25 protein-coding genes are annotated in these 25,987 nt (G+C 66.2%); 22 read left to right on the top strand and 3 right to left on the bottom strand.

Annotation, left to right across the window (positions count from 1 at the left end; all coding sequences use genetic code 11):
* Positions 1-41: 41 nt before the first annotated feature.
* On the bottom strand, positions 42-1,037 hold the full coding sequence (locus tag AC3WQZ_RS28660; protein ID WP_011616424.1) for an NAD(P)H-dependent flavin oxidoreductase: 996 nt from the start codon (positions 1,035-1,037) through the stop codon (positions 42-44).
* A gap of 61 nt (positions 1,038-1,098) precedes the next feature.
* Entirely contained in the window at positions 1,099-1,533 is a 435-nt protein-coding gene (locus tag AC3WQZ_RS28655; protein WP_492301720.1) for a nuclear transport factor 2 family protein, read from the bottom strand.
* A gap of 208 nt (positions 1,534-1,741) precedes the next feature.
* On the opposite strand from AC3WQZ_RS28655, the gene AC3WQZ_RS28650 reads away from it, so the two are divergent.
* Positions 1,742-2,764 carry a tyrosine-type recombinase/integrase gene (locus tag AC3WQZ_RS28650; protein ID WP_011616425.1) on the top strand — a complete coding sequence of 341 codons (1,023 nt, stop codon included), beginning with the start codon at positions 1,742-1,744 and terminating at the stop codon, positions 2,762-2,764.
* Between the two features lie 155 nt (positions 2,765-2,919).
* Positions 2,920-3,939 carry a UDP-glucose 4-epimerase GalE gene (gene galE / locus AC3WQZ_RS28645; protein WP_010809858.1) on the top strand — a complete coding sequence of 340 codons (1,020 nt, stop codon included), beginning with the start codon at positions 2,920-2,922 and terminating at the stop codon, positions 3,937-3,939.
* Between the two features lie 110 nt (positions 3,940-4,049).
* Here galE and AC3WQZ_RS28640 read toward each other — a convergent pair whose 3' ends face one another.
* On the bottom strand, positions 4,050-4,358 hold the full coding sequence (locus tag AC3WQZ_RS28640; protein WP_010809859.1) for an H-NS histone family protein: 309 nt from the start codon (positions 4,356-4,358) through the stop codon (positions 4,050-4,052).
* 501 nt (positions 4,359-4,859) lie between these two features.
* Here AC3WQZ_RS28640 and AC3WQZ_RS28635 point away from each other — a divergent pair.
* The 20 genes from AC3WQZ_RS28635 to AC3WQZ_RS28540 all read left to right on the top strand — a co-directional run bounded on the left by AC3WQZ_RS28635 (position 4,860) and on the right by AC3WQZ_RS28540 (position 25,841).
* A complete protein-coding gene (locus AC3WQZ_RS28635) occupies positions 4,860-6,626 on the top strand; it encodes a methyl-accepting chemotaxis protein (RefSeq protein WP_010809860.1) in 1,767 nt (588 codons plus the stop codon).
* 113 nt (positions 6,627-6,739) lie between these two features.
* On the top strand, positions 6,740-8,707 hold the full coding sequence (locus AC3WQZ_RS28630) for a putative bifunctional diguanylate cyclase/phosphodiesterase (RefSeq protein ID WP_010809861.1): 1,968 nt from the start codon (positions 6,740-6,742) through the stop codon (positions 8,705-8,707).
* Between the two features lie 153 nt (positions 8,708-8,860).
* Complete coding sequence (locus tag AC3WQZ_RS28625; RefSeq protein WP_010809862.1) at positions 8,861-9,253, top strand: response regulator; 393 nt, start codon at positions 8,861-8,863, stop codon at positions 9,251-9,253.
* Between the two features lie 141 nt (positions 9,254-9,394).
* Positions 9,395-9,871, top strand: coding sequence for a chemotaxis protein CheW (locus tag AC3WQZ_RS28620; protein ID WP_010809863.1), 477 nt, complete (start codon positions 9,395-9,397; stop codon positions 9,869-9,871).
* Between the two features lie 104 nt (positions 9,872-9,975).
* Positions 9,976-11,625: a methyl-accepting chemotaxis protein gene (locus AC3WQZ_RS28615; protein ID WP_439669598.1), complete on the top strand. Its 1,650-nt coding sequence runs from the start codon at positions 9,976-9,978 to the stop codon at positions 11,623-11,625.
* A gap of 101 nt (positions 11,626-11,726) precedes the next feature.
* On the top strand, positions 11,727-13,586 hold the full coding sequence (locus AC3WQZ_RS28610; RefSeq protein ID WP_011616428.1) for a methyl-accepting chemotaxis protein: 1,860 nt from the start codon (positions 11,727-11,729) through the stop codon (positions 13,584-13,586).
* Positions 13,587-13,630: 44 nt separating this feature from the next.
* Positions 13,631-14,365, top strand: coding sequence for a DUF4088 domain-containing protein (locus tag AC3WQZ_RS28605; protein ID WP_010812714.1), 735 nt, complete (start codon positions 13,631-13,633; stop codon positions 14,363-14,365).
* 485 nt (positions 14,366-14,850) lie between these two features.
* A complete protein-coding gene (gene flhD, locus AC3WQZ_RS28600) occupies positions 14,851-15,168 on the top strand; it encodes a flagellar transcriptional regulator FlhD (RefSeq protein WP_010812713.1) in 318 nt (105 codons plus the stop codon).
* Positions 15,165-15,770 carry a flagellar transcriptional regulator FlhC gene (flhC, locus tag AC3WQZ_RS28595; RefSeq protein WP_011616430.1) on the top strand — a complete coding sequence of 202 codons (606 nt, stop codon included), beginning with the start codon at positions 15,165-15,167 and terminating at the stop codon, positions 15,768-15,770. Before flhD ends, flhC begins: the two co-directional genes overlap by 4 nt.
* 119 nt (positions 15,771-15,889) lie before the next feature.
* Positions 15,890-16,753: a flagellar motor stator protein MotA gene (motA, locus tag AC3WQZ_RS28590; RefSeq protein ID WP_010812711.1), complete on the top strand. Its 864-nt coding sequence runs from the start codon at positions 15,890-15,892 to the stop codon at positions 16,751-16,753.
* Positions 16,754-16,780: 27 nt separating this feature from the next.
* Positions 16,781-17,746, top strand: a complete 966-nt coding sequence (gene motB / locus AC3WQZ_RS28585) for a flagellar motor protein MotB (RefSeq protein ID WP_010812710.1) — start codon at positions 16,781-16,783, stop codon at positions 17,744-17,746.
* 52 nt (positions 17,747-17,798) lie between these two features.
* Complete coding sequence (cheA, locus tag AC3WQZ_RS28580; RefSeq protein WP_492301718.1) at positions 17,799-19,799, top strand: chemotaxis protein CheA; 2,001 nt, start codon at positions 17,799-17,801, stop codon at positions 19,797-19,799.
* Positions 19,800-19,827: 28 nt separating this feature from the next.
* A complete protein-coding gene (locus AC3WQZ_RS28575) occupies positions 19,828-20,322 on the top strand; it encodes a chemotaxis protein CheW (protein ID WP_010812708.1) in 495 nt (164 codons plus the stop codon).
* Positions 20,323-20,352: 30 nt separating this feature from the next.
* Positions 20,353-21,264 (top strand): CheR family methyltransferase, encoded by a 912-nt coding sequence (locus tag AC3WQZ_RS28570; RefSeq protein WP_010812707.1) that lies wholly within the window; start codon positions 20,353-20,355, stop codon positions 21,262-21,264.
* Positions 21,264-21,914, top strand: a complete 651-nt coding sequence (gene cheD / locus AC3WQZ_RS28565) for a chemoreceptor glutamine deamidase CheD (protein WP_010812706.1) — start codon at positions 21,264-21,266, stop codon at positions 21,912-21,914. Before AC3WQZ_RS28570 ends, cheD begins: the two co-directional genes overlap by 1 nt.
* Positions 21,915-21,937: 23 nt before the next feature.
* Positions 21,938-23,020: a protein-glutamate methylesterase/protein-glutamine glutaminase gene (locus AC3WQZ_RS28560; RefSeq protein WP_436224354.1), complete on the top strand. Its 1,083-nt coding sequence runs from the start codon at positions 21,938-21,940 to the stop codon at positions 23,018-23,020.
* Between the two features lie 71 nt (positions 23,021-23,091).
* A complete protein-coding gene (gene cheY / locus AC3WQZ_RS28555) occupies positions 23,092-23,478 on the top strand; it encodes a chemotaxis response regulator CheY (protein WP_116313348.1) in 387 nt (128 codons plus the stop codon).
* Positions 23,479-23,495: 17 nt separating this feature from the next.
* Complete coding sequence (gene cheZ / locus AC3WQZ_RS28550) at positions 23,496-24,131, top strand: protein phosphatase CheZ (RefSeq protein ID WP_492301716.1); 636 nt, start codon at positions 23,496-23,498, stop codon at positions 24,129-24,131.
* Positions 24,132-24,541: 410 nt separating this feature from the next.
* Positions 24,542-24,832 (top strand): hypothetical protein, encoded by a 291-nt coding sequence (locus AC3WQZ_RS28545; RefSeq protein ID WP_492301715.1) that lies wholly within the window; start codon positions 24,542-24,544, stop codon positions 24,830-24,832.
* Between the two features lie 226 nt (positions 24,833-25,058).
* Positions 25,059-25,841: a hypothetical protein gene (locus AC3WQZ_RS28540; protein ID WP_492301714.1), complete on the top strand. Its 783-nt coding sequence runs from the start codon at positions 25,059-25,061 to the stop codon at positions 25,839-25,841.
* The last annotated feature ends 146 nt before the right edge of the window (positions 25,842-25,987 follow it).

Genomic DNA, 25,987 nt, shown 5'->3' with positions numbered 1-25,987 from the left:
GGGCGGCGGCTACGGCCTGCCAGGCCAGCTGACCGGCTGCGTCAGGCCAGGTCGACGGCGCGCGTGCCGGCCTGCTTGGCCTCGCCCAAGCCCAGCCGGCGGCGTGCCAGCGCATATTCCTCGGCAAAGCGGCGCACCAGCTCGCCTGCGGGCACCACGCGCTTGATTGCGCCCACGCCCTGGCCGGCGCCCCAGATGTCCTTCCACGCTTTGACGCTGGTGGAGCCGAAATTCATCTTCGACGGATCCGATTCGGGCAGCGCGTTCGGGTCCAGGCCGGCGCGCTCGATGCTGCCGCGCAGGTAGTTGCCGTGCACGCCGGTGAACAGGTTGGAGTAGACGATGTCGTTGGCGGTGCTGTCGACGATCATCTGCTTGTAGCCGTCCTGTGCGTTGGCTTCCTGCGTGGCGATAAAGGCCGAGCCGATATAGGCCAGGTCGGCGCCGGCGGCCTGCGCGGCCAGGATGGCGTCGCCGCTGGAGATCGAGCCCGACAGCAGCAGCGGGCCGTCGAACCATTCGCGGATCTCGTGCAGCAGCGCGAACGGCGACAGCGTGCCGGCATGGCCGCCGGCCCCGGCGGCAACCGCCACCAGTCCGTCCGCACCCTTCTCGATGGCCTTGCGTGCGAAGGTGTTGTTGATCACGTCGTGCAGCACGATGCCGCCGTACGAGTGCACTGCGTCGTTGACTTCCTTGCGCGCGCCCAGCGAGGTGATCACGATCGGCACCTTGTAGCGCACGCACAGCTCCAGGTCATGTTCAAGCCGGTCGTTGGACTTGTGCACGATCTGGTTGACGGCGAAAGGTGCCGACGGGCGGTCCGGGTGCCTGGCGTCGTGTTCGGCCAGCTCGGTGGTGATGCGGTCCAGCCATTCTTCCAGCTTGGGTGCCGGGCGCGCATTCAGCGCGGGGAACGAGCCCACCACGCCGGCCTTGCACTGGGCGATGACCAGGTCGGGGTTGGAGATGATGAACAGCGGCGAGCAGACCACCGGCAGCGACAGCCGGTTCTGGAGTTGGGCGGGAAGGGCCATGGGTGAAGTCTCCTGGGTATTTCGGTAAGGCGAAAAAGCGGTGCTGCGAAACAGGGTTGCGTCAGGCCGCGCCGGTCAGCACGTCCTTCTGGCTGGCCAGGCGCGCGCCCATGGCGGCGGCCAGCGCCTCCAGGCCCGAGCGCGGGCGCACCATGACTTCGAACTCGGCAATGCGGCCGGCGTCGTCGAAGCGGATCATGTCGATGCCCTTGAGCGCCTTGCCGTCCACGGCCGCGCTGAATTCCAGCGCCACGCTGTGGCCGTCCTCGCTGACAAAGCTGCGGTGGTAGCGGAAGTCCTGGAACACCTGGTTCACCGTGGTCAGCACCAGCCCAATCGCGGCGCGGCCGGGATAGGGGGTGTGCGCGACCGGCGAGCGGAACACCACCTCATCGGCCACGATGGCGTCGAGCCCGGCCATCGAACCGTTGGCCAGCATCTGGTGCCAGGCTTCAAGTGAGGCCTGTGCGGCGGGAATCAGGTTGGTGGTGGTCACTTCGGTCTCCTTGGCTGGCGTCAGTGCGCGGCGTCTTGTTGCGGGGGTTTTATGCAACCAGTTGCATAGTGGATGGAAAGGTAGCATGCGCCGGGGCACCGTGCAAGCGATGCGGGGCCTATGGTGCCGGCGCCCCGCCGCGCAGTGACGGGTTGTCTACAATAGGCGGGATCCCAACCCCGCACGCCGGCCCCCGGCAGGAGAGTCAGTGACCACTAAGCCCTCCGCTGCCCATCCTGAACAGGCTGCCTTGTTCGATGCCGACCTGGCCGCCTGGCGCGACCATCCGGAGCGCGCGTTCGACGGCTGGCTGGCACGGCATGGCTTCCGGCACGGCACCAGCGTGGTGTACCGCGCCATGTGGGGCAAGCTGCTGCGCTGGTCGGCCGAGCGCGGGCTGCCGCCGCTGAGCTGGTCGGCGGAGCAGATCGGTGAGTTCCTGGACGCGCAGCAGCTGCACAAATCGCACCGCTATCGCTATACGCGGCTGATCGAACGGGTGTTCCATCACCTGGCGCGGCTGCGCGAGGGCATGCACAACCCGGCCAGCCAGGCGGTGCGCGCCCATCTTGCCGACGGCGAGAACGATCCCACCGCGTTCCTGCTGCCGGGCGAGCGCGACCTGCTGGTGGCGCGGATACTTGGCCCGGCCGGCATGCCGGCCGGCGACACGCGCACCGCGGCATCGCCCACCCAATGGAAGCGCGCCCGCGATGTGGCCCTGCTGGCGGTGCTGCTCGGCGGCGGCCTGAAGGTAGGCGAAGCGCGGGCGCTGCGGGTCGATGCCATCGAAGCCGGCGCCCCCGGCCGGATGGCGCTGCGCATGGTCCGCGCGGACAACGGCCGAGCCTATACCGTGCCGCTGTTCAGCCTGGCCCATGCGCCGCTACGGGCCTGGCTGGCATTGCGCGAAGCCTCCGGCACGCTTGGCGGCCTGGTGTTTCCCGCCATGCCGGCGGGCCGGCCGATGCATGCCGCCTCGGTCTACCGGCGCGTGGAGATCCTGCTGGACGAGGCCGGCGTGCTGGCCGGGCGCAGCGAACGCGCGTCGCCGCAGACGCTGCGCAATACCTGCGCCGCCATGCATTTCGAGGCCGGCACGGCGCCGGCCGAGGTGGCGCAATGCCTGGGCATGCGCGACCCGGAGTCCGGCTGGCGGCTGCGCGCCGCCTATGAGGCCTGGCAGGCGCGGGCGGGGCTGGTGGCGGAAGTGCCGGGAAGCCGGGTCTAGCCCCGCGCGCCGGGCCGGCTGCCCTGGGCGCATCGGCAGATCGTGGATAATAAGCAGCTTCGCCGGCCTACGCGGCGGAAAGAGGTGCTTGCGCCACGTTTTGAATCCGCCAGGCCAAGGCCCGGCCCTGAATCGAATTCCGACACCGATTTTCCATGCCTGAAACCTTGCTCCTGACCGGTGCCACCGGCTATATCGCCTCGCATACCTGGGTTGCACTGCTCAATGCCGGCTACCACGTGATCGGCCTGGATAATCTTTGCAACAGCAGCCCGGTGGTGCTGGAGCGGCTCGCCACCATTACCGGCAAGACCCCGCATTTTGTGCAGGGCGACGTGCGCGACCGCGCATTGCTGGACCGGCTCTTTACCGAACACCGCATCAGCGGGGTGATTCATTTTGCCGCACTCAAGGCAGTGGGCGAATCGGTGAGCCAGCCGCTGGAGTATTACAGCAACAACCTGGGTGGGCTGCTGACGGTATGCGCGGCAATGGGCGCGGCCGGGGTGAAACAGCTGGTGTTCAGTTCTTCGGCCACGGTTTATGGCAATCCCCATGCGGTGCCGATCCTGGAGGATTTCCCGCTGTCGGCCACCAACCCGTATGGCCAGACCAAGCTGATGGGCGAGCAAATCCTGCGCGACCTGGAAACATCGGATCCGGACTGGCGCATTGCCTACCTGCGTTATTTCAATCCGGTCGGCGCGCATGAAAGCGGGCTGATTGGCGAGGATCCGCGCGGTATCCCGAACAACCTGATGCCGTATGTGGCGCAGGTGGCCGGCGGGCGCCGTGAAAAGCTGATGGTATTCGGCGGTGACTACCCGACGCCGGACGGCACCGGCGTGCGCGACTATATCCACGTCTGCGACCTGGCGGACGGCCACCTGGCGGCGCTGGGTTACCTGCGCGCGCAGGGCAAGAGCATGACCGTGAACCTGGGAACGGGCCGCGGCTACAGCGTGCTGGAAGTGGTGCAGGCCTACCAGCGTGCCAGCGGCAAGCCGGTGCCGCATGAGATCGTGGCGCGGCGCCCGGGCGACATCGCCTCGTGCTACGCCGATCCCGCGCTGGCCAACCAGCTGCTGGGCTGGCGCGCGCGCCATGACATCGACCGCATGTGCCAGGACTCATGGCGCTGGCAGTCGATGAATCCGCAGGGGTTTGACGCCTGACGCCCCGGGCAGGTGGCGCCGCAGTGTTGTGCAGGCGCCGCGGAAGACCAGAAAACAAAAACGCCACGGAATTCATCCGTGGCGTTTTACCATCTGCCGGATCGCGGGTTTCAGCGGATCAGGAAGTCTTCAACTGCCTTGCCCTGGGCCAGGGCCTGGGTCAGCCAGCCCGGGCGCTTGCCGCGGCCCGTCCAGGTATTGCCGGCGCTGTCGCGATAGCGTACCGGCACCTTGCGGTTGACCGCCTTCTTGCCGGCCGGCACCTTTGCGCCAAAACCCAGGTCTTCCGCGGTCAGGCCATATTGCTCGATTTTCTCGCGAATATCCGCGATCACCGTGGCTTGTTCGCGTGCCTTGATTTCCTCGGCCTGCTTCTGCAGTTCACTGATTTTCTGAACGATTTCCTGATACGTCGCCATTGGGTCCTCGGTTTCCGGTGGAGTGGAATGCGGTGGGTGTGTGCGGGGGTGAAAATGCTGAAAACAATTATAACGGGGTCGCCGCCCGCTGCAAATCCTGCCGGACTAATCGGATGCTGTTTTTGCGAAAATTCTTGGCGCCGATAATTGTGTGAACTTTCGGTGTCGTGGTCTGTCACCGGCATTTCCGTCGTCGTCGGCCCGGCTGCAGTTCCGGCCGCAGTTCCGGGTTCAGGCCCGCAAATGGTGCGGCCGTACGCAAACTGGCCCGGCGGCAGCCAGCCGCCGCCAAAATCAAATCGCCATAATCGGCCGCGGCAAGCCACGTGGCGTATATCCGACAGGCCGGTTATCGCCGATTAATTGCGCCCGCCACCGGCGCGGCGGCTCAAGTAACAGGAGGTCGCGCCGTTATCCGGGCAGGGCGGATCATCTGGGCGTCGATCCTGCCGGAACGGGGTTGGGGGTGTGCCCCGCGGGTTGACACAGTCTTCTTTCATCATGTCCTTCCACAACAATATCCAGATCAAGACCCTGCTACGGGGCGCCATGGGAATGCTGTCGCTGCTGCTGTTGCTGGTCGGCGGTGCCGGCCTGCACGGCATTTCACAAAGCAATGATGCCCTCAGGGAGACTTATGCCAACCAGCTCGGCTCCACCGTCGCGCTCAGCGAGGCGATGCAGGCCACCACGCGCATGCGGCTGGCACTGGACCGCAACGTGATGCAGGGCGAGCAGGACGATCCCAAGGTTCACGTCGACCGCTCCAAAGTGTTCGTGGAGGCATCGGAGGCTGCCTGGAAGCGCTATATGAGCCTGCCGCAGAATCCTGAGGAAAAGGCGCTCGCCACGGAACTGGGCAAGCAGCGCCAGGCGTTCATGGAGCAGGGCGTGTTGCCGCTGCAGGCGGCTTCGCTCGCGGGCAACCAGGAAGAGGCCCTGCGGCTGGCGAAGAAGGTGCTGCCTGACCTGCAGCGCAGCATGTCGAGCGTGCACGAGAAGCTGCAGAAGTTCCAGATGACTGCCGGGCAGGCCAACTTCGATGCTGCGCAGGCCAGCTTTGCGCGTATCCGCATGCTGTCGGTCGTGCTGATCGTGCTGGGCCTGGCGGTCGCCGTGCTGTGCACGGTCACGCTGAACCGCGCCATCGTCGCGCCGGTGGCAGAGGCGCTGGCTGTGTTCGAGCGCATCGCCCGCGGCGACCTGACCTCGCGCATCGCCAGCGTCTCGAAGAACGAGATCGGCCGCATGATGCAGGCGCTGGCCGCGATGCAGGCCAGCCTGTCGGGCATCGTTGCCGAAGTGCGCACCGGCGCCGATTCGATGGCATCGGCCACGCAGCAGATTTCCACCGGCAACCTGGACCTGTCGCAGCGCACCGAGGAACAGGCCTCGTCGCTGGAGCAGACCGCCGCCAGCATGGAAGAACTGACCACGGTGGTGCGGCAGAATGCCGACAACGCGCGCCAGGCCGGCGTGCTGGCCAATGAGGCCTCGCAGATCGCGCTCAAGGGCGGCGAGGTGGTGGGCCGCGTGGTCGACACCATGAACGAGATCAACGGCGCCTCGCGCAAGGTGGTCGAGATCATCAGCGTGATCGAGGGCATTGCCTTCCAGACCAATATCCTGGCGCTCAATGCAGCGGTGGAAGCCGCGCGTGCCGGCGAGCAGGGCCGCGGCTTCGCGGTGGTGGCGGGCGAGGTGCGCAGCCTGGCGCAGCGCTCGGCCTCGGCCGCCAAGGAGATCGAGGCGCTGATCGGCGAGTCGGGCCAGCGCGTGGAGAGCGGTACCCGGTTGGTGGCAGAAGCCGGCCAGACCATGGGCGAGATCGTCCAGGCCGTGCGCCGCGTGACTGACATCATGAACGAGATCGGCGCCGCGTCGCAGGAACAGACCAGCGGCATCGAGCAGGTCAACCAGGCGGTGACCCAGATGGACGAGGTGACGCAGCAGAATGCCGCGCTGGTGGAAGAGGCCGCCGCCGCAGCCGGTGCGCTGGAAGAACAGGCGCAGAAGCTCAAGAACGTGGTCTCGGTGTTCAACCTTGGCACGGGTACGAGAGTATGGGCAGGCACGGCCGCGACGGCTGTCGCTGGCAGCACCGCACGCACCATGTCGGTGCGGCCGGCGGCAGCCGCGGCGCATTCGGCAACCGCGGCGCCGCGTGCCGTTGCTGCCCGCCCGGCCGCGGCGCTTCCGGCAAGCCGTCCGGCGGCGAGGCCCGTGCTGGCCGTTGCCGGGGCCGATGATGACTGGAGCGCGTTCTAAACCACTGTCCCCACCATTGCCCTGTTCACACGGCGACCGCAAGATGCCATGATGCGGGGTTTGCCCCGCGTCCTGACCTTCTTCGCGCATTCTCTTCATCATCGCGCAGCCCAATGATTGCCCTGAGTTCCATCCTGTTGCTGCTGGCTGCCCTGCTGGGCGTGGCCGCCGCCCTCGGCGTTCGCGCCGGGCGTGCGGACCAGTCAGCCGGTGGCCGCTCGCTGCGCATGCTGACCTGGTCGGCGGCACTGTTATCGCAGCTGAGCGTAAGCCTGCCCGTACTGGTGGTGATGCTGTCGGGCAGCGTGCCGGCGGCCAACGACACGGCACAGATGGCGGCCAGCTTCGCCGCCGCAGCAGCAGCCACCGCGGCTGCCAAGCTGCTGGTGCAGTGGCTGCGCCAGGGCACGCGGCTGTGGCGCGGTGCGGCGCTCATGGCGGTCGTCGCTGGCGCCGGGCTGGTGGCCGCGGCCGGCACCCACCTGGGCCGCGCCTGTGGCGCGGGCTCGGTCTCGGCGCGCGCCTGCATCGATGCAGCCGGCCTGCCGCACCCCGCCTGGCTGGCGGGCGGGCTGACCGCGCTGTGCGCGCTGATGTTCGCCGTCCACCGCGCGCAGTCGCGTGGCTTGCTGGCTGCGCACCACGAAGCCGGCCTGGCCGATGAGCTGGTGGACGAGGCGCACGGCCTGCCGCGCGGGCACGAGCCCCGCCTGGCGCGGCGCGGCGCGCGCATTCCCGGCCGCCCCGGCCGTCTTACCGTGCGTGCCGCAGCGCGCGGGCAGGGCACGGTGGGCGAGTACAGCGTGGCAACGACGATGCCCGACCGCGTCGCCTTCGGCCGCTGGCTGGACCAGACGATCGCGCAGGCGCGGCTGGCCGAGAGCGGCTGCGCCGTGTTGCTGATCCATATTGCCGATTACCGCGAAGTCGACGAGGTCTTCGAGATCCGCGCCGACGATATCCTGGCCCAGGACGCCGGCGCGCTGGCGCAGGCCGTGCTGGAGCCGCATGACTTCCTGGCCCGGCTGGCGCGCGACGAGTTTGCCGTGGGCGTGCCGGAGCTGGTCCATCATGGCCGCGCGCAGGAACTGGGTTCGCGCATGCTCGGCTCGCTGGCCGAGTTCATCGCCGCGCGCGGCTTGCAGATGCAGATCGGCGTGAACATCGGCATTGCCATCTACCCGCGCGATGCGCAGACCTCGGAGGCGCTGATGCAGGCCGCGCGCGTCAGCCTGGCCGAGGCCCGCCAGAGCGGCTCGAACCAGGTGCGCCTGTTCAACAGCGCCGCCGGCGAACGCGCGCGCCGCACCCGCGTGATCCGGCGCGACCTGTGGCTGGCGATCCAGGACGACGCACTGTCGCTGCAGTTCCAGCCCAAGTACGATGCGCGCCGGCGCACGCTGGTGGGGGCCGAAGCGCTATGCCGCTGGCGCCATCCCGCGCTGGGCCAGGTGAGCCCGGCCGAGTTCATCACCGTGGCCGAGCAGTCGGGCCAGATCGACAAGCTCGACGACTGGGTCCTGACCAGCGTCTGCCGCCAGGTGCGCCAGTGGCGGGACGCCGGCGTGCCCACCGTGCCGGTGGCGATCAATGTCTCGGGGCTGCGCTTTGCCAGCCGCAATTTCCCGCAATACCTGCTCGAGCAGATCCACCAGCACGACATCCCGCCCTCGGCGATCACGCTGGAGATCACCGAGACCGCGGCGATGAAGGACATCGGCAAGTCGCTGGAAACGCTGGCCGAGCTGCAGTCGCTCGGCATCCAGGTGGCGCTGGACGATTTTGGCAGTGGCTATTCCAGCCTGGGCTATCTCAAGCGCCTGCGCGTGGGCACGCTCAAGATCGACCGCACCCTGATCGGCGGGCTCGACACCGATGCGCAGGGCCGTGCCATCGTCGGCTCGATGGTGGCGCTGGCGCACGAACTGCGCATGAAGGTCGTGGCCGAGGGCGTTGAATCGGCATCGCAGCTGGAAATCCTCAATGAGATGGGGTGCGACGAGGTGCAGGGTTACCTGCTGTCGCTGCCGCTGGATGCTGCCGGTTTTGCCGATGCCTTGCGCGAGCAGGGCGGCGCCTGACGGCTAAAGTTTGTCCGTGACGCGGCCGATAACCGGTCTGGCAGGCTGCCAGCGTTTGCGGCGCAGCCCTGCGCCGGCCCGTCCGTCGCCGGCTGCGCTGCCCGTGCTGTCCATCCTGGCGGATCAACCGAGTCCTGCAAACCGGAGGCGCCCATGTCATCGCCCAGCATCCTCGTCGTCGACGATTCCCCTTCGCTCCGTCGCATGATCGGCGCCTGCCTGCGCGCAGGAGGGTTTGACGTGACCGAGGCGGCCGACGGCGACCAGGCACATGCGCTCGCGGCCGGCGCCAGCTTCGGCATGCTGGTCACGGACCAGGTCATGCCCGGCATGGATGGCCTCACGCTGATCCGCAGTCTGCGCGCCACCGAGCGCTATGCGTGCATTCCCATCCTGATGCTGACCACCGAGCAGGACGGCAGCATCCGCGAACAGGCCCGCGCCGCCGGCGCCTCGGGTTTCCTGCCCAAGCCCTTCGATCCTGACCAGCTGATGCGGGCCGTGACGGCGCTGCTGTCCACCGCGCACCCTACCTCGGAAGGGTAAGGAAAGCCGGGCGTCGCCCTTCAGTCCCCCGGATTGCTGCCGTAAACACTGGTGGGCGAAGTCATGCCCCGGTGCCAGCCAGCGGCCTTGGCCGCAGCAGCGCCAGCAAACCAGCATGAGCCAATTTTGGGGGGCTAGACGATGAAGCACATCGACAAGGCAGACGGCGCGGGCGAAGAGTTCCTGGCCTTTACGCTGGGCCGGGAAGAATACGGCGTCGACATCCTGAAGGTCCAGGAGATCCGCGGCTACGAGTCGGTCACCCAGCTTGCCAACGCACCGGACTACATCAAGGGCGTGATCAACCTGCGCGGCATCATCGTGCCGATCATCGACCTGCGCATCAAGTTCCGCCAGCAGAACGTCAGCTACGACCAGTACACGGTCGTCATCATCGTAGACCTCAACGACCGCACCACCGGCATCGTGGTCGATGGCGTGTCCGACGTGCTGACCCTTGCAGCCGAGCAGATCAAGCCCACGCCGCATTTCTCCGGCGAACTGGCGACCGACTACATCCGCGGGCTGGGCTCGGTCGAGCAGCGCATGCTGATCCTGGTCGACATCGAGAAGCTGCTCAACACCGAAGAACTCGCCGCGCTCGAAGCGGTGGCGTGATCCCGCGGCAGCGCCAACGTTGTCCGGCCGGCGCCCCGCCTGCCGGACCGAACCCGCCCGGGGTGCAGCAACTTGCCGCGCCCGGGCCTGCAGTACTGTCATAGATGCGAAACAACCAACCCGTTACGCAGCGCGAATACAAGCTCTCCCCATCGGACTACCTGATCTCGCGCACGGACCTCAAAGGCCGGATCACCTTTGCCAACCGCACCTTTATCGAGGCAAGCGGCTTTGCGGCCGAGGAGCTGCTCGGTGCGGCGCACAACCTGGTGCGCCATCCCGACATGCCGCCGGAAGCGTTTGCCGACCTGTGGCAGGACCTGCAGGCCGGCCGCACCTGGATGGGCGTGGTCAAGAACCGCCGCAAGAACGGCGACTTCTACTGGGTCAACGCGACCGTGACGCCCACGCGTGTCGATGGCCGCGTGGTCGGCTACACCTCGGTGCGCTCGATGGCGACGCGCGAGCAGGTGGAAGCCGCCGGCGCTGCCTATGCACGCTTCCGGGCAGGCCGCGCGGACGGGCTGGCGATCCGCCACGGCGCCGTGGTCCGCACCGGGCTGCGCGGCCTGGTGCAGGGTCTGCTGCACCTGAACCTGAAGCGCCGCATCCTGTGGGCGCAGGCCGGCGGGATGGTGTGGTTCCTGGCCGCACTGGTTGCGGTGGAAGCCCTGGGCGGCGCAGGCGTGGCCGCGGTGCGCCCGTGGCTGTGGGGCGGCTTTGCGCTGGCGCTGGCATCGTCGTTCGCGGCAGGCACCATGCTGCTGGCGCGCGTGCACCGTCCGGTGCGCCACATGCTGGACTTTGCGCTGCGCATGGGCGCGGGTGACCTGACCACGCGCTTCGAGCACCGCAGCGCCGACGAGATCGGCGCGCTGGCGCAGGCCATGCAGACCATGCAGCGCAGCCTGCAGTCGGTGGTGCACGAGATCCAGGAAGGCATGGCCAGCATCTCCACGGCAACGCGCCAGGTGGCCGCGGGCAACAACGACTTGTCGCAACGCACCGAGCAGCAGGCGGCAGCCCTGGAGCAGACGGCGTCGAGCATGGAAGAGCTGACCAGCACGGTGCGCCAGAACGCGGACAACGCGCGCCAGGCCAGCGGGCTGGCGGCGAACGCGTCGGAGACAGCGCTGCGCGGCGGCGAAGTGGTGGGCCGGGTGGTGCAGACCATGGACGAGATCAACGATGCCTCGAAGAAGATCGTCGACATCATCGGCGTGATCGAAGGCATCGCCTTCCAGACCAACATCCTGGCGCTGAACGCGGCGGTGGAAGCGGCGCGCGCCGGCGAGCAGGGCCGCGGCTTCGCGGTGGTGGCGGGCGAGGTGCGCAGCCTGGCGCAGCGTAGCGCCAACGCGGCCAAGGAGATCAAGGGGCTGATCGGCGATACGGTGGAGCGCGTGGACAACGGCTCGGCGCTGGTGGGCCAGGCGGGCAAGACCATGGAAGAGATCGTGCAGGCGGTCAAGCGCGTGACCGACATCATGGGCGAGATCAGCGCGGCGTCGGCCGAGCAGAGCGCGGGCATCGAGCAGGTCAACCAGGCCGTGGCGCAGATGGACGAGGGCACGCAGCAGAACGCGGCGCTGGTGGAAGAAGCCGCCGCCGCCGCCGGCTCGCTCGAAGAGCAGGCCATGCGCCTGCGCGACGCCATCGCCACGTTCCGCGTCAGCATGCAGGCCGAGGTGCGTCCGCAGCGCCTGCCGGCCCATGCGCGTGCCGATGCGGCCCAGTCACTGGCACAGGCCTAGTCCGAATCAAAGACGAGGCAGGCGCGGAGCACCGGCCTGCATGCGTACAAAACGGGTGCGGCACGCCGCGCCCGAGGCTTCAGTTACAAGGGGGAGTTGCTATGCATTGGTTCAATCAATTGCGCGTCACGACCAGGCTGGTTGCCGGATTCCTGGTCGTTGCCGTGATCGGCGCCGTGATGGGGCTGCTGGGTGTGGTCAACATGGGGCGCATGGCCGACTGGACCGGCAAGATCTACAACGGCGACCTGCAGGCGCTGAAGGCCGTGCAGGACGCCAATATCAACCTGGTCTATGCCAGCCGCGCGCAGATCGGGCTGCTGTCGGCATCGACCATGGGCGAGCGGGCGGCCGAGAAGGAGCAGATCGTGAAGTCGCTCGGCGCCATGGACGAGCGCATCCGCCAGGTCGCTGGCGCTTTCGAGAAGGCCGAGGGCAAGGCACTGGTCAAGCAGTACCAGGAGCTGTCGCCGGCGTTCCGCGCGCGCATGGAGAAGTACGTCGAACTGATCAGCAAGCAGCCGCTGGATACCTCGCAGTTTGAAAGCCAGGTGTTCTCCGAGAGCGCCGAGCTGCTCAAGGACAGCCATGCGCTGGAAGCGGTGATGTTCCAGATGGTCAAGCGCCGCGACGACCGCGCCCGCAACAACATGGAAGAAGCGCGCAGCGTTTACGACGCGACGCGCCTGTGGATGCTGGGCCTGGTGCTGGGCGGCGTGGCGTTGTCGGTGCTGCTGGGCGTGCTGCTGGCGCGGGCGCTGTCGCGCCAGCTGGGCGGCGAGCCGGGCTATGCCGCCGCGATTGCCGCGCGCATTGCCGAAGGCGACTTCTCCGCACCGGTGGCCACGCGCGCAGGCGACAAGGGCAGCCTGGTCTATGCGATGCAGCAGATGCAGCAGCAGCTGTCGCGCATGGTGCGCGATTTCAAGGTGTCGGCCGAATCCATCGGCAGCGCCTCGCGTGAAATCGCCGCGGGCAACAACGACTTGTCGCAACGCACCGAGCAGCAGGCGGCAGCGCTGGAGCAGACGGCGTCGAGCATGGAAGAGCTGACCAGCACGGTGCGCCAGAACGCGGACAACGCGCGCCAGGCCAGCGGGCTGGCGGCGAACGCGTCGGAGACAGCGCTGCGCGGCGGCGAAGTGGTGGGCCGGGTGGTGCAGACCATGGACGAGATCAACGATGCCTCGAAGAAGATCGTCGACATCATCGGCGTGATCGAAGGCATCGCCTTCCAGACCAACATCCTGGCGCTGAACGCGGCGGTGGAAGCTGCGCGCGCCGGCGAGCAGGGCCGCGGCTTCGCGGTGGTGGCGGGCGAGGTGCGCAGCCTGGCGCAGCGCAGCGCCAACGCGGCCAAGGAGATCAAGGGGCTGATCGGCGATACGGTGGAGCGCGTGGACAACGGCTCGGCGCTGGTGGGCCAGGCGGGCAAGACCATGGAAGAGATCGTGCAGGCGGTCAAGCGCGTGACCGACATCATGGGCGAGATCAGCGCGGCGTCGGCCGAGCAGAGCGCGGGCATCGAGCAGGTCAACCAGGCCGTGGCACAGATGGACGAGGGCACGCAGCAGAACGCGGCGCTGGTGGAAGAAGCCGCCGCCGCCGCAGGCGCGCTGGAAGAGCAGGCCAGCCGGCTGCAGGGGGCCGTGGCGACGTTCCGCCTGGCGGCCGAGGATGCCCGCGCGGATTCGTTCGTGGCCCACTCGCTGCCTGCGGCGACGGCAGTGCCGGCCAAGGTGTCTCGTGCCGCCGGCGCGGTGCGCGCCATCGCTGCCGGCAAGCGGGTCGCCAAGGCCCTGCCCGCCAGCACGAAGGCCGCGGCTTTGCCTGCGGCGGACCATGCCGCCGCAGCCGAGGCGGCAGATGCCGTCGCCACGCAGCCGGCGCGGCTGGTCGCAGGCAGAGCCTCGCGGCCCGCGCTGGCAGCCGCCGACAACGGCGACTGGAGCGCGTTCTGATCCCCACTGGCAACGGGCCGCGCGGCGTCCCGGATGGCAAGGCTATGACGACCGAGATCAACCTGGCTCTGCCGCATGACGATGCGGCCCGTCTGCGCAAGGAATTCGAGCAGTTCGTCGGGGTCTCGAGCGGCCTGGACCGCGAGTTCCTGCCGCCCGATTTCCAGGAATTCCTGCGCGCGCGGCTGCTGCAGCATGACGGCCCGCTCACCGAGCGCGCGGTCTCGCGGCTGCTGTCCGGCGGTGAATACGGCTGGGCCCGCCGCGTGTTCGACAAGCAGTTGCCCAATGCGCTGGCGGCGCTGATGCGCGATGCCCAGCGCTTTGGCTTCGGGCTGGCGGTGCAGCCGGAGTGGACGCCGGACCAGCGCCTGGCGCATGCGCGCGAATGGGCGGCGCAGGTGCTGTCGGAATGCGGCGCCGATGCTGCCTTCACCGAGGCGCTCGCCACGCAGGTGGCGGCTTCCGCGGAAGACGTGCGGGTGCTGGAAGAGCGCATGCGCACGCCCGCATGGCGCCTGGCCGAAAGCCTGCGCCAGCGCGCCTATGACCTGATGTACGCGCTGCAGACCGAAGACAGCGAAGCCGCTGGCCGCGCACGTGTGGGCGAGCTGCGCGGCATGCTGGGCCTCGCCCTGGAGTACGGCTCGGTGCGGCCGGAAGAAGCCTCGCGCGTGCTGGAGCAGGTGGAGCGCATGCGCCCGGCGCTGTTCCGCGAAGCGCCCGACGATGTGTTCGACCGGTTGGCGGCATGGCTGCGGCGCATGTTCGGGCACTGAGGGCGCGGTCGGAATCCGGCCCCGCTGCCTCCGGCCATGAATTTCGTACAGGGATGACGGACAGTGTCTGCGTGCTGAACGCCACATGCGGCACTCGTCAATAGAGGAATCCAGCAGGCTACCGAAGGCGCTGGTCGCGCGTTTGCAGAAATGACGCTTGCAGAACTGGTTTGCGCCAGATCAAGTGTCAGGGATGTGAACTGTTACAAAATGTGCGTGCCCATGTATGTTCCATGCGACATTTGGTTCCCCCCCGCGTAAGTAGGGATTGGCATTGCGGGTCGATTGCCGATATAAACGTAACAGTCTCACTTACACTCTGTAACACTTGTAACGGAGTTGATTGCAGTTTGACACGGGCGTAGTTCCTTAGTCGTACGTTGTACCCGCCCAGCCGCATACAAACGATCTGGTCGCCGGGCCCGCAAGGGCATCGGTAAGCGCCGGACAAGCGGCCACGGTGGGTTTTTGGTAGCGGGGATAAATTGGAAAGCAGTGAAGTTCTCCAGGAGATCAGGGAGGTTAACCTCGCCTATCTGCTGCTCGCGCAACGCCTGGTGCGCGAAAACCAGGTCGAAGCCATGTTCCGGCTCGGGGTCAGCAAGGAAATTGCGGATATTCTTGCCAAGCTGACTTCCGCGCAACTCGTCAAGCTGGCGGCATCCAACATGGTGCTGTGCAGGTTCCGCTTCGACGACCATGCGCTTCTGTCCACTCTCACCCACACGGCCAAGAGTCATGACATGCAGCAGATCCACGCCGCGATCCTGCTTGCACGCCAGCCTGTGGAGTCGCTCAATTGACCGCGCTCCTGCAGGCCGAGCCGACCCGGAGTTACACGGCCACCTCCGTTCCCAGCCGCAAGAGCGTGCTCCAGGATGCGAACCAGACCCAGCTTGCGATCGAGCTGATCGGCCTGGGTGCGCGCCTGCAGGTGCTTGAAGCCGAGACCACGCTGTCGCGTGACCGGCTCATCCGCCTGTACAAGGAGCTGCGCGGCGTCTCGCCCCCCAAGGGCATGCTTCCCTTCTCGACGGACTGGTTCACCACCTGGCTGCCGAATATCCACTCGTCGCTGTTCTTCTCTGCCTACCAGTTCATGGTGCAGGAGGGCGAGACCGTGGGCATTCGCGCGGTGGTGGCTGCCTACCGCCTGTACCTTGAGCATGTTTCGCTGCTCGGCGGCGAAATTGTCTTAAGTTTCACGCGTGCCTGGACGTTAGTACGGTTCTTCGAGAGCAACATGCTGCAGCTGTCCCGGTGCACGTGTTGCGGCGGGCAGTTTGTCACGCACGCGTATGAGCCGCACGCGAATTTTGTGTGCAGCCTGTGCCGTCCGCCGTCACGCGCAGGGAAAGTGAAGAAGCTCTCGAAAGACGCCGCCGCCGTGCAGACCAACGCCTGATCCTGGTCAAGGTCCGCCGGCTGGCAAGCTTGCAGCGCTGGCGGACGGACCACTCTCCGTTCGCCCGTGCCCGGGCAATTGTGCGTGACTGACGCGCGTATTTAGACGGGGATCCGATCGTGCTAGTAGTTCTTGGCTATGTCGTCGTGGTTGTGGCGGTGCTTGGCGGTTACGCCATGACCGGCGGCCACATGGGCGCGCTATATCAACCGGCGGAATTTGTGATCATCGGGGGCGCCGCCTTCGGCGCCTTCATCGCCACCAATACAGCAAAGGCCATCAAGGCCACCATCAAGGCCCTGCCGGGCCTGTTCAAGAGTTCCAAGTACAAGAAAGAGCTGTACCTGGACGTCATGTCGCTGCTGTACGTGCTGCTGTCCAAGGCACGGCGCGAAGGCATCCTGTTCCTGGAAAAGGAAATCGCGGACCCCGCCGCCAGCAGCGTCTTCAGCCAGTACCCGCGCATCCTGTCGGATCCGGTGGTGATGGAATTCCTCACCGACTACCTGCGCATGATGGTCAACGGCAACATGAACGCCTTCGAGATCGAGGCCCTGATGGACCACGAGATCGAGACCTTCCGCCACGAGGCCGAGATCCCCGCCCATGCGCTGTCGCGCGTCGGCGACGCGCTGCCCGCCTTCGGCATCGTTGCCGCGGTGATGGGCGTGGTGCACGCGCTGGGTTCGGCCGACCTGCCGCCGGCCGAGCTGGGTGCGCTGATCGCGCACGCCATGGTCGGCACCTTCCTCGGCATCCTGCTGGCCTATGGCTTTGTCTCGCCGCTGGCCGCGCGCATCGAGCTGCAGGTATCCGAGAACGTCAAGGTCTACGAATGCATCAAGGTGGTGCTGCTGGCCTCGCTCAACGGTTACGCGCCGCTGGTGGCGGTGGAATTCGGCCGCAAGGTGCTGTATTCCACGGTGCGGCCGTCGTTCCTTGAGCTCGACGACCACGTGCGTGAAGTCAAGAGCCTGAATTAAGGCGCGCAAGCAGCAAGGGGCACCGTCATGAGCAGCGCACACGATATGCGTCCGATCATCGTCCGCCGGGCAAAGTCGCACGCCAGGCCGCACGGCAACCACAGCTGGAAGATCGCCTACGCCGACTTCATGACGGCGATGATGGCGCTGTTCCTGGTGCTGTGGCTGCTGTCCAGCGCCAACAAGAAGACGCTGGAAGGCATTGCCGAGTACTTCCGCATGCCGCTCAAGGTGGCCATCGTCGGCGGCGAGAAGAGCAGCCAGACCCCGAGCGTGATCCCGGGCGGCGGCCAGGATGCGCTGCGCAAGGACGGCGACACCATGCGCGCGCGCACCAACGAACCCAGCGACGAGCAGCGGCGCAACGAGCAGCAGGAAGCGCAGCGCCTGCGCGCGCTCAAGCAGCGGCTCGAGCAGATCATCGAGAACAACCCGGTGCTGCGCCAGTTCCGCCCGCAGCTGCTGCTGGACATCACCAGCGAGGGGCTGCGCATCCAGATCCTGGATACGCAGAACCGGCCGATGTTCCGCACCGGCAGCGCCACGGTCGAGACCTATATGCGCACCATCCTGCGCGAGATCGGGCCGGTGCTGAACGAGCTGCCCAACAAGGTCAGCCTGTCGGGCCATACCGATGCGGCCAACTATTCCAACGGCGAGCGCACCTACAGCAACTGGGAGCTGTCGGGCGACCGCGCCAACGCTTCGCGCCGCGAGCTGATCGCCGGCGGCATGCAGGAGGGCAAGGTGCTGCGCGTGCTGGGCCTGGCCGCGACCATGCCGCTGGACAAGGAAGACCTGCTGGCGCCGGTGAACCGGCGCATCAGCATCGTGGTGCTCAACCACAAGGCCCAGGCGCGCTTCGAGGCCGAGAACGCCAGCGCTGCCGAGGTCACGGTGGCGGCGCAGGCCGGCAAGGCCGCGCAGGAGATGCAGGCAGGGCTGGCAGCGGCCTCAGCGCCCGCGGCTGCGCCCACGGGCAGCAAACCATGACGCGCGGCCGTTGCGGCAGCGCCAGTGCAGTAACCAAGTGACTCAGGACGCCATGTCTGTCGATATCGATATCACACAGTTTTACCAGACCTTCTTCGAGGAAGCGGAAGAACTGCTCGTCGAAATGGAGCAGCTGCTGCTCGGCCTGGACATTGAGTCGCCCGATCCCGAGCATCTGAACGCGATCTTCCGGGCGGCGCATTCCATCAAGGGCGGGGCTGCCACCTTCGGCTTCGCGGCGCTGACCGAGACCACCCATATTTTCGAGAACCTGCTGGACCGCACGCGCCGGCAGGAACTGGCGTTGACCAGGACCATCATCGACACCTTTCTGGAAACCAAGGACGTGTTGCAAGACCAGCTCAACGCCTACCGCAACGGCACCGAACCCGATCCGGAAACGCTGGCGCGCATCTGCGCCGTGCTGCAACAGCTGGCGCAGGAAGCCGCCGGCCATGCCGGCGCAGCTGCCCCGGCGCCCGTACCTGTTGCCGCAACGCCCCCCGCTGCTGCTCCTGCGGGCGGCGGGCTCAAGATCCGCCTGATCCGGGTTTCCGCCTCCGACCAGGCGCTGCTGCGCGAGGAACTGGCCAACCTGGGCGAGATCACCGGCCAGCAAGAGGTGAATGGCGAACTGGTGGTGTGGCTCAACACCCAGTGCAGCGCCGACGACATCATCGCGGTGTGCTGCTTCGTGATCGACCTGGACCAGATCGTGATCGAAGCCGAAGCCGAGGCCCCTGCTGCTGCTCCCGCGGTGGTCGAGGCCCCTGTCCCGGCGCCCGTCCCGGTCGCCACGGCCCCCGCAGCGGCGGCGCCCGCCGCCGCGCGCGAGAAGGCCAAGCCGCAGGCGAGCGCCGCGCACGGCGAAGGCTCGATCCGCGTGCCGACCGAAAAGGTCGACCAGATCATCAACCTGGTGGGCGAGCTGGTGATCACGCAGTCGATGCTGGCGCAGACCGCCTCGGCGCTGGACCCGGTGCTGTTCGACCGCCTGTTCTCCGGCATGGGCCAGCTCGAGCGCAATGCGCGCGACCTGCAGGAAGCGGTGATGTCGATCCGCATGATGCCGATGGACTATGTGTTCTCGCGCTTCCCGCGGCTGGTGCGCGACCTGGCCAGCAAGCTCGGCAAGCAGATCGACCTGGTCACCTTCGGCAAGGCCACCGAACTGGACAAGAGCCTGATCGAACGCATCATCGATCCGCTCACGCACCTGGTGCGCAACAGCCTGGACCACGGCATCGAAACCCCTGACAAGCGCGTGGCCGCCGGCAAGGACGCGACCGGCCAGCTGATCCTGTCCGCGCAGCACCATGGCGGCAATATCGTCATTGAAGTCAGCGACGACGGCGGCGGCCTGAACCGCGAACGCATCCTGGCCAAGGCCATCCAGAACGGCCTGCCGGTGTCGGAGAACATCACCGACGAGGAAGTCTGGCAGCTGATCTTCGCGCCGGGTTTCTCCACTGCCGAGGTCGTCACCGACGTGTCGGGCCGCGGCGTTGGCATGGACGTGGTCAAGCGCAATATCCAGGAGATGGGCGGCCACGTCCAGATCAGCTCGCGCCCGGGCCTGGGCACCACCATCCGCATCGTGCTGCCGCTGACGCTGGCGATCCTGGACGGCATGTCGGTCAAGGTGGGCGAAGAGACCTTCATCCTGCCGCTGAACTGCGTGATGGAGTCGCTGCAGCCCAAGGCCGAGGATGTCCACACCGCCGCCAACTCCGATCGCGTCATGCACGTGCGCGGCGAATACCTGCCGCTGCTGGAAATGCACCGCGTCTTCAACGTCGCCGACGCGCTGCAAGAGCCGACGCATGGCATTGCCGTGATCCTGCAGGCCGAAGGCAAGCGCTTTGCGCTGCTGGTGGACCAGCTGATCGGCCAGCACCAGGTGGTGCTGAAGAACCTGGAAACCAACTATCGCAAGGTGCCGTGCATCTCGGCGGCGACCATCCTTGGCGACGGCAGCGTGGCGCTGATCGTCGATGTCGGCGCGCTGCAGCGCACCGGCGTGCGCCGGCAGGAACCGGCGCTGGCGCAGTAACCGACCAAACACAGGAGAACTAGACATCATGGCCGGCATCGGACACATCGATACCCCCGGAAGCGACGCTTCGGGCCAGGAGTTCCTGGTCTTCACGCTGGGGTCGGAGGAATACGGCATCGACATCCTCAAGGTGCAGGAGATCCGCAGCTACGAGACCGTGACCCGCATCTCCAGCGCGCCGGACTTCATCAAGGGCGTGACCAACCTGCGCGGCGTGATCGTGCCGATCGTCGACCTGCGCCTGAAGTTCCGCCTGGGCAACGTGCGCTACGACCACCAGACCGTGGTCATCATCCTGAACGTGGCCGGCCGCGTGGTCGGCATCGTGGTCGATGGCGTGTCCGATGTGCTGACGCTGACCGGCGATGCGATCAAGCCCGCGCCGGAGTTCGGCGTGTCGATCTCGACCGAGCACCTGACCGGGCTGGGCACCATCGACGGCCGCATGCTGGTGCTGATCGACATCGAACGCCTGATGACCAGCGCCGAGATGGCGCTGGTCGAGGCCGAGCTGGCCTGACCCTGCGCACGCACCACTGAAACAAATCCCATGACGCCGTTCCGCACCGCCGCCAGCGTTCCCGGCCAGACCGGGTCGGTCCTTGCGCCGGGCGCCATCCTGCGGCGCGACGACGCGCGCGACTTCCTGCTGACCGAACGCGATTTCGAGAAAATCCGCGCACTGATCCACCGGCGCGCGGGCATCTCGCTGGGCAGCCACAAGCGCGAGATGGTCTACAGCCGGCTGGTGCGCCGGCTGCGCACGCTGCAGCTGTCGGACTTCGCCTCGTACCTGGCGCTGCTGGACGCTGACGACCGCTCTTCGGAGTGGGAGTTCTTCACCAATGCGCTGACCACCAACCTGACCTCGTTCTTCCGCGAGGCCCATCACTTCCCGCTGCTGGCCGAGCACGCCAAAAAGACCGGCCGCCCCTACAGCGTCTGGTGCTCGGCCGCGTCCACCGGCGAAGAGCCGTACTCGATCGCCATCACGCTGGCGGAGGCGCTGGGCGACCGCGCCGGCACGGTGCTGGCCACTGACATCGACACCCAGGTGCTGGCCAAGGCCCGCGGCGGCGTGTATTCCGCGGAGCAGGTCGCGCGGCTGTCGCCGGAACGGCTCAAGCGCTTCTTCCTGAAGGGCACCGGGCCGCGCACCGGGTCGGTCAAGGTCAAGCCGGAGCTGGCCGCCACCATCGCGTTCGAGCCGCTGAACCTGCTCGCGCCCGACTGGGGCATGCGCGAGCAGTTCGACGCCATCTTCTGCCGCAACGTGATGATCTACTTCGACAAGCCGACCCAGGGACGCATCCTGGAGCGCTTCGTGCCGCTGCTCAAACCGCACGGGCTGCTCTTTGCCGGCCACTCGGAGAACTTCTCTTATGTCACGCGCGCGTTCCAGCTGCGCGGGCAGACCGTATATGAACTGGCGCCGGACGCGGCCAGGGCGGGAAGGCCGTGATGCGCACGCCCCATCTGCCCGAAGCGCTTGCCACGCGCACGTATTTCGACCGCGAGTTCGGCAAGCAGGCCATCAAGCTGTTGCCCAACGAGTACTACGTGACCCGCGAGGACGTGGTGCTGACCACCGTGCTGGGCTCGTGCGTGGCGGCCTGCATCCGCGACGAGAGCGCCGGCGTGGGCGGCATGAACCACTTCATGCTGCCCGATGACGACGGCAGCGCCGACCGCATGCTGTCGGCGTCGATGCGCTACGGCAGCTATGCGCTGGAAGTGCTGATCAACGAACTGCTCAAGATGGGCGCGCGCCGCGAGCGGCTGGAGGCCAAGGTCTTCGGCGGCGGGGCGGTGCTGGCCAATATGACCACGCTGAATATCGGCGAGCGGAACGCGGATTTCGTCCTGCGCTACCTGAAGACCGAGGAGATCCGCGTTGCGGCGCAGGACCTGCGCGGCCCGCATGCGCGCCGTGTCAGCTACTTCCCGGTCGGCGGGCTGGCGCTGGTGCGCCGCCTGACGCGGCAGGACGACCAGGTTTCGGTGGCGCGCGACGAGCGCGCACTGGCCCGCGCCATTGCCACCTCGGCGCGGGCGCCGGCGCAATCGCCTGAATTGTTTGCGCGGCAGTCTTTCTCGCGCCAGCTTGCCTGAAACCAATACAAGCACGATCAATCATGACAGCCGCCAAGATCAAGGTGCTCTGCGTGGACGATTCCGCGCTGATCCGCAGCCTGATGACGGAGATCATCAACAGCCAGCCCGACATGGAAGTGGTGGGCACCGCGCCCGACCCGCTGGTGGCGCGCGACCTGATCAAGCGCCTGAACCCGGATGTGCTGACGCTGGACGTCGAAATGCCGCGCATGGACGGCCTGGACTTCCTGGAACGCCTGATGCGGCTGCGGCCGATGCCGGTGCTGATGGTGTCGTCGCTGACCGAGCGCGGTTCCGAGATCACCATGCGCGCGCTGGAGCTGGGCGCCGTGGACTTTGTTACCAAGCCCAAGCTGGGCATCCGCGACGGGCTGCTGGAATACACCCACACCATTGCCGACAAGCTGCGCGCCGCGTCGCGCGCCCGCGTGCGCGCGGCCGCGCAACCGGCCGCGCCGACGGCGGCCGGCACCGAGCCCGTGCCGATGCTGCGCAGCCCGCTGCTGTCGACCGAAAAGCTGATCATCCTGGGCGCCTCCACCGGCGGCACCGAGGCCATCAAGGAATTCCTGATGCCGCTGCCGCCCGACAGCCCGGCGGTCATGATCGTCCAGCATATGCCGGCCGGCTTTACGCGCTCGTTCGCGCAGCGGCTGGATGGCCTGTGCCGCATCACCGTCAAGGAAGCCGTGCACGGCGAGCGCGTGCTGCCCGGCCATGCGTATATCGCGCCGGGCGATTCGCACCTGCTGCTCGCGCGCAGCGGCGCCAACTATGTCGCGCACCTGTCGCAGGAAGCGCCGGTGAATCGCCACCGCCCGTCGGTCGACGTGCTGTTCGATTCGGCCGCGCAGCATGGCGGCAAGAACGTGATCGGCGTGATCCTGACCGGCATGGGCAAGGACGGCGCGCGCGGCATGCTGCGCATGCGCGAGGCCGGTGCCTACAACCTGGCCCAGGACGAGCACACATGCATTGTGTTTGGCATGCCGAAGGAGGCGATCGCCACCGGCGGCGTGCATGAAGTCGTGCCCTTGCCGGCGATGACCCAGCGCGTGATGGCACGCCTGGCCACATACGGCACGCGCGCGCAACGCGTCTAGTCGAGCCGGCAAGCCGAAACAACAAAGCCGGACCAACAAGTCATAACTGCATTTACGTGGAGCCCTCAAAAGTGGACAAGAACATCAAGATCCTGGTCGTGGATGATTTCCCGACTATGCGCCGGATCATCCGCAACCTGCTCAAGGAGCTGGGTTTCGTCAACGTCGAGGAAGCCGAGGACGGCGCCGCTGGCCTGGAAAAGGCCAAGGACGGCAGCTTCCAGTTCGTGATCTCGGACTGGAACATGCCCAATATGGACGGCCTGACCATGCTGCAGGCGATCCGCGCCGACGCCAATATCGGCAAGATCCCGGTGCTGATGGTGACCGCCGAGGCCAAGAAGGAAAACATCATCGCCGCGGCCCAGGCCGGCGCCAACGGCTATGTGGTCAAGCCCTTCACGGCCGCCACGCTGGACGAGAAGATCACCAAGATCTTCGAGAAGCTCGGCGGCTGAGGCGGAGGCGCGTTTCCATGACCCCGACCCTGAGCAATGATTCCGCCGAGCAACTGATCCTGCGCATCGGCAACCTGACGCGGATGCTGCGCGACAATATGCGCGAGCTCGGCCTGGACAAGGAGATCGAGCGCGCCGCGCAGGCCATCCCCGATGCGCGCGACCGGCTCAACTACATCGCCGCAATGACCGAGCAGGCCGCCGAGCGCACGCTGAACGCGGTCGAACTGGCGCAGCCAATCCAGTCTGGCATTGAGCAGCAGGCTGAAACGCTGGACAAGCGCTGGGGGGCCTGGTTCGAGCAGCCGGTGGAGTTGGCTGACGCCCGCTCACTGGTGCTCGATACCCGCGCCTTCCTGTCCGACGTGCCCGGCCAGGCCCGCGCCACCAACAGCCACCTGCTCGACATCATGATGGCGCAGGACTTCCAGGACCTGACCGGCCAGGTCATCAAGAAGATGATGGACATGATCCGCACGCTGGAGCAGGAGCTGCTGCAGGTGCTGATCGACAATGTGCCGTCAGAGCGGCGGGTGGAAGTGCAGGCACCGTCGACGCTGATGAATGGGCCGCAGGTGAATCCGGAAGGGAAGCCGGATGTGGTGTCGGACCAGGCGCAGGTGGATGATTTGTTGGCTAGTTTGGGGTTCTGAGGGTTCGGTTGGGCGCGCTTTTAAGAGTTTGCCCATACTCGCGCTTGCTGCCTCTCTTCATACTGGGTTCGTCGCTGCGTCGTGGCGACCGGGTTTAGCAGCCCGGATGAATAGGTCGAACGGCCGCCTTCTGGCGGTATCCTTACGTTCGCCGTGCCTTCGCGCGCCCTTCTCTGGGCGGGCCTTGGCAGGGGAGCCTTCGGGCTCGCCGGCTTTCCCCTATTCACCGGTCTGCTAACCCTGCCTTGTGCCCGCCCACCCCAATCAACACCCGGGGAGCGGGACTGAACCTGTATGGATAGGGGGCATTCCCATGCTTCAGTTCTTACTTGCCCATTCTGGGCGATTGGCAATCTCCAGTACCTTCACAATGCAGCAGCGTGCGCGGACCGCGTATCCGGAGGTGCGCCATGTATAGCCATAGTCATCACGGTATTACAGCGGAACACAATGGTGTCGATATGCTCGTGACCGCGCATAGTCCGGGGGAGAATCCGTTGAGTCTCGCGGTGCAACGGGCGGCGCAGCTTCATGGGCTGTTGCTTATGGCTAGCGAGCATGGGGCTTCGAGTCTGGAGCCGGTGGATCTGGAGCAGGGGACATGGGAGAGCTTGCTTTCCCTCGCGGCCTGGCTGGCGCATGAGACGCAGGTGCTGAGTGAGCTGGCTGTGGTGCAGGGACAGGAGTTGCAGGTTGAGTGATGTTGGGCGGGGTGGGCAGCCGTGTAACCGGCTGACGCCCCATCCTGGGAGCATGGGCGATTTGGTCTTGGGGACTGAGGGCCGCAGAACGCCTGCGGATTCAACCGGTCGATGCAACGGTCGCCGTCCGACCCATTACAGTCCTTCAGGACAAAGTTTGCATGGACAGTTAAGGTTCGTACGTGGACTAACAACTTAGAGATATCCGTGCCAAACAAGGAGAAAAATGGACGTCGATTCTGAAACTGAAGAAAAGAAGTACCCTGAATGGGACATTGGATTGACCAAGGAACTGGTCACTGCGGTATTCGGTGCGGCGCAGTGGAAGAAGGCGCATCCAAGCGTAAGGTCCATGACAGACAGACCTGAGTTCTGCCGCTATCATTACCACGAAGCCTTGGAAATGATGAACGAATACATCGAATCCAAACTGAAGGAGAGGGGCTTGTGGGGGATCTACGAGGATTACGATGAGTTTAGTTACCTGATGCTGAAGATCAGGGCGAATATCGCTGCCTTCGTCCAGAGCCTGCATGCCGTGGCGGATACCTGCTCCCACATGCTCTATTACTCCTTGGGGCTGGATAAGCTCCCCAAGCCCCTCAAGGAGCGGGACATTTATGCCAAGGAAGTCCTCAAGCTCCTAGAGCAGCAGCGCGATGCTGGGCATCCCGAGTACGACAAGCTCTGTGGATTGTTCCGCGAGATTACAAATGGCGATGACTACAAGTACCTTAATGCCTTGACCAACACGTCAAAGCACCGCAGCATCGTCCGTCCAGAACTGAACGAGGATGCCACTGGCAGGCGGGAAGAGAAGTGGATAATCTTCTTGGAGTCGTTCTGGTACGCAGGAGATTATTATAAGAAAACCAACGCTCGCGAGTTCATGCGGAAGGAGCACGACCGCATCCAGCCTCTGACCGTAGGCATTGGTGTGGAACTGAACGAGGTCTTGAAGAAGCTCCAACTTTTGAACCCCACGACCCAGGCGATTGAAGAAAGTTAATGCCGCAGCAGTCATACCTATGACTGTATGACCGCAGCCAGTCTGAAGCCGTCATTGAAGAAAAAATACGGTTCATCGCCGATCTGCGTGACCGTTTAGAAACAAAAAGGGCCAACAAGCCCACCACTGTTATCTTGGAGTTGCGA

The sequence above is a fragment of the Cupriavidus sp. FW305-26 genome, from assembly GCF_058787975.1.
This window is presented reverse-complemented; position numbering and strand designations above follow the sequence as displayed.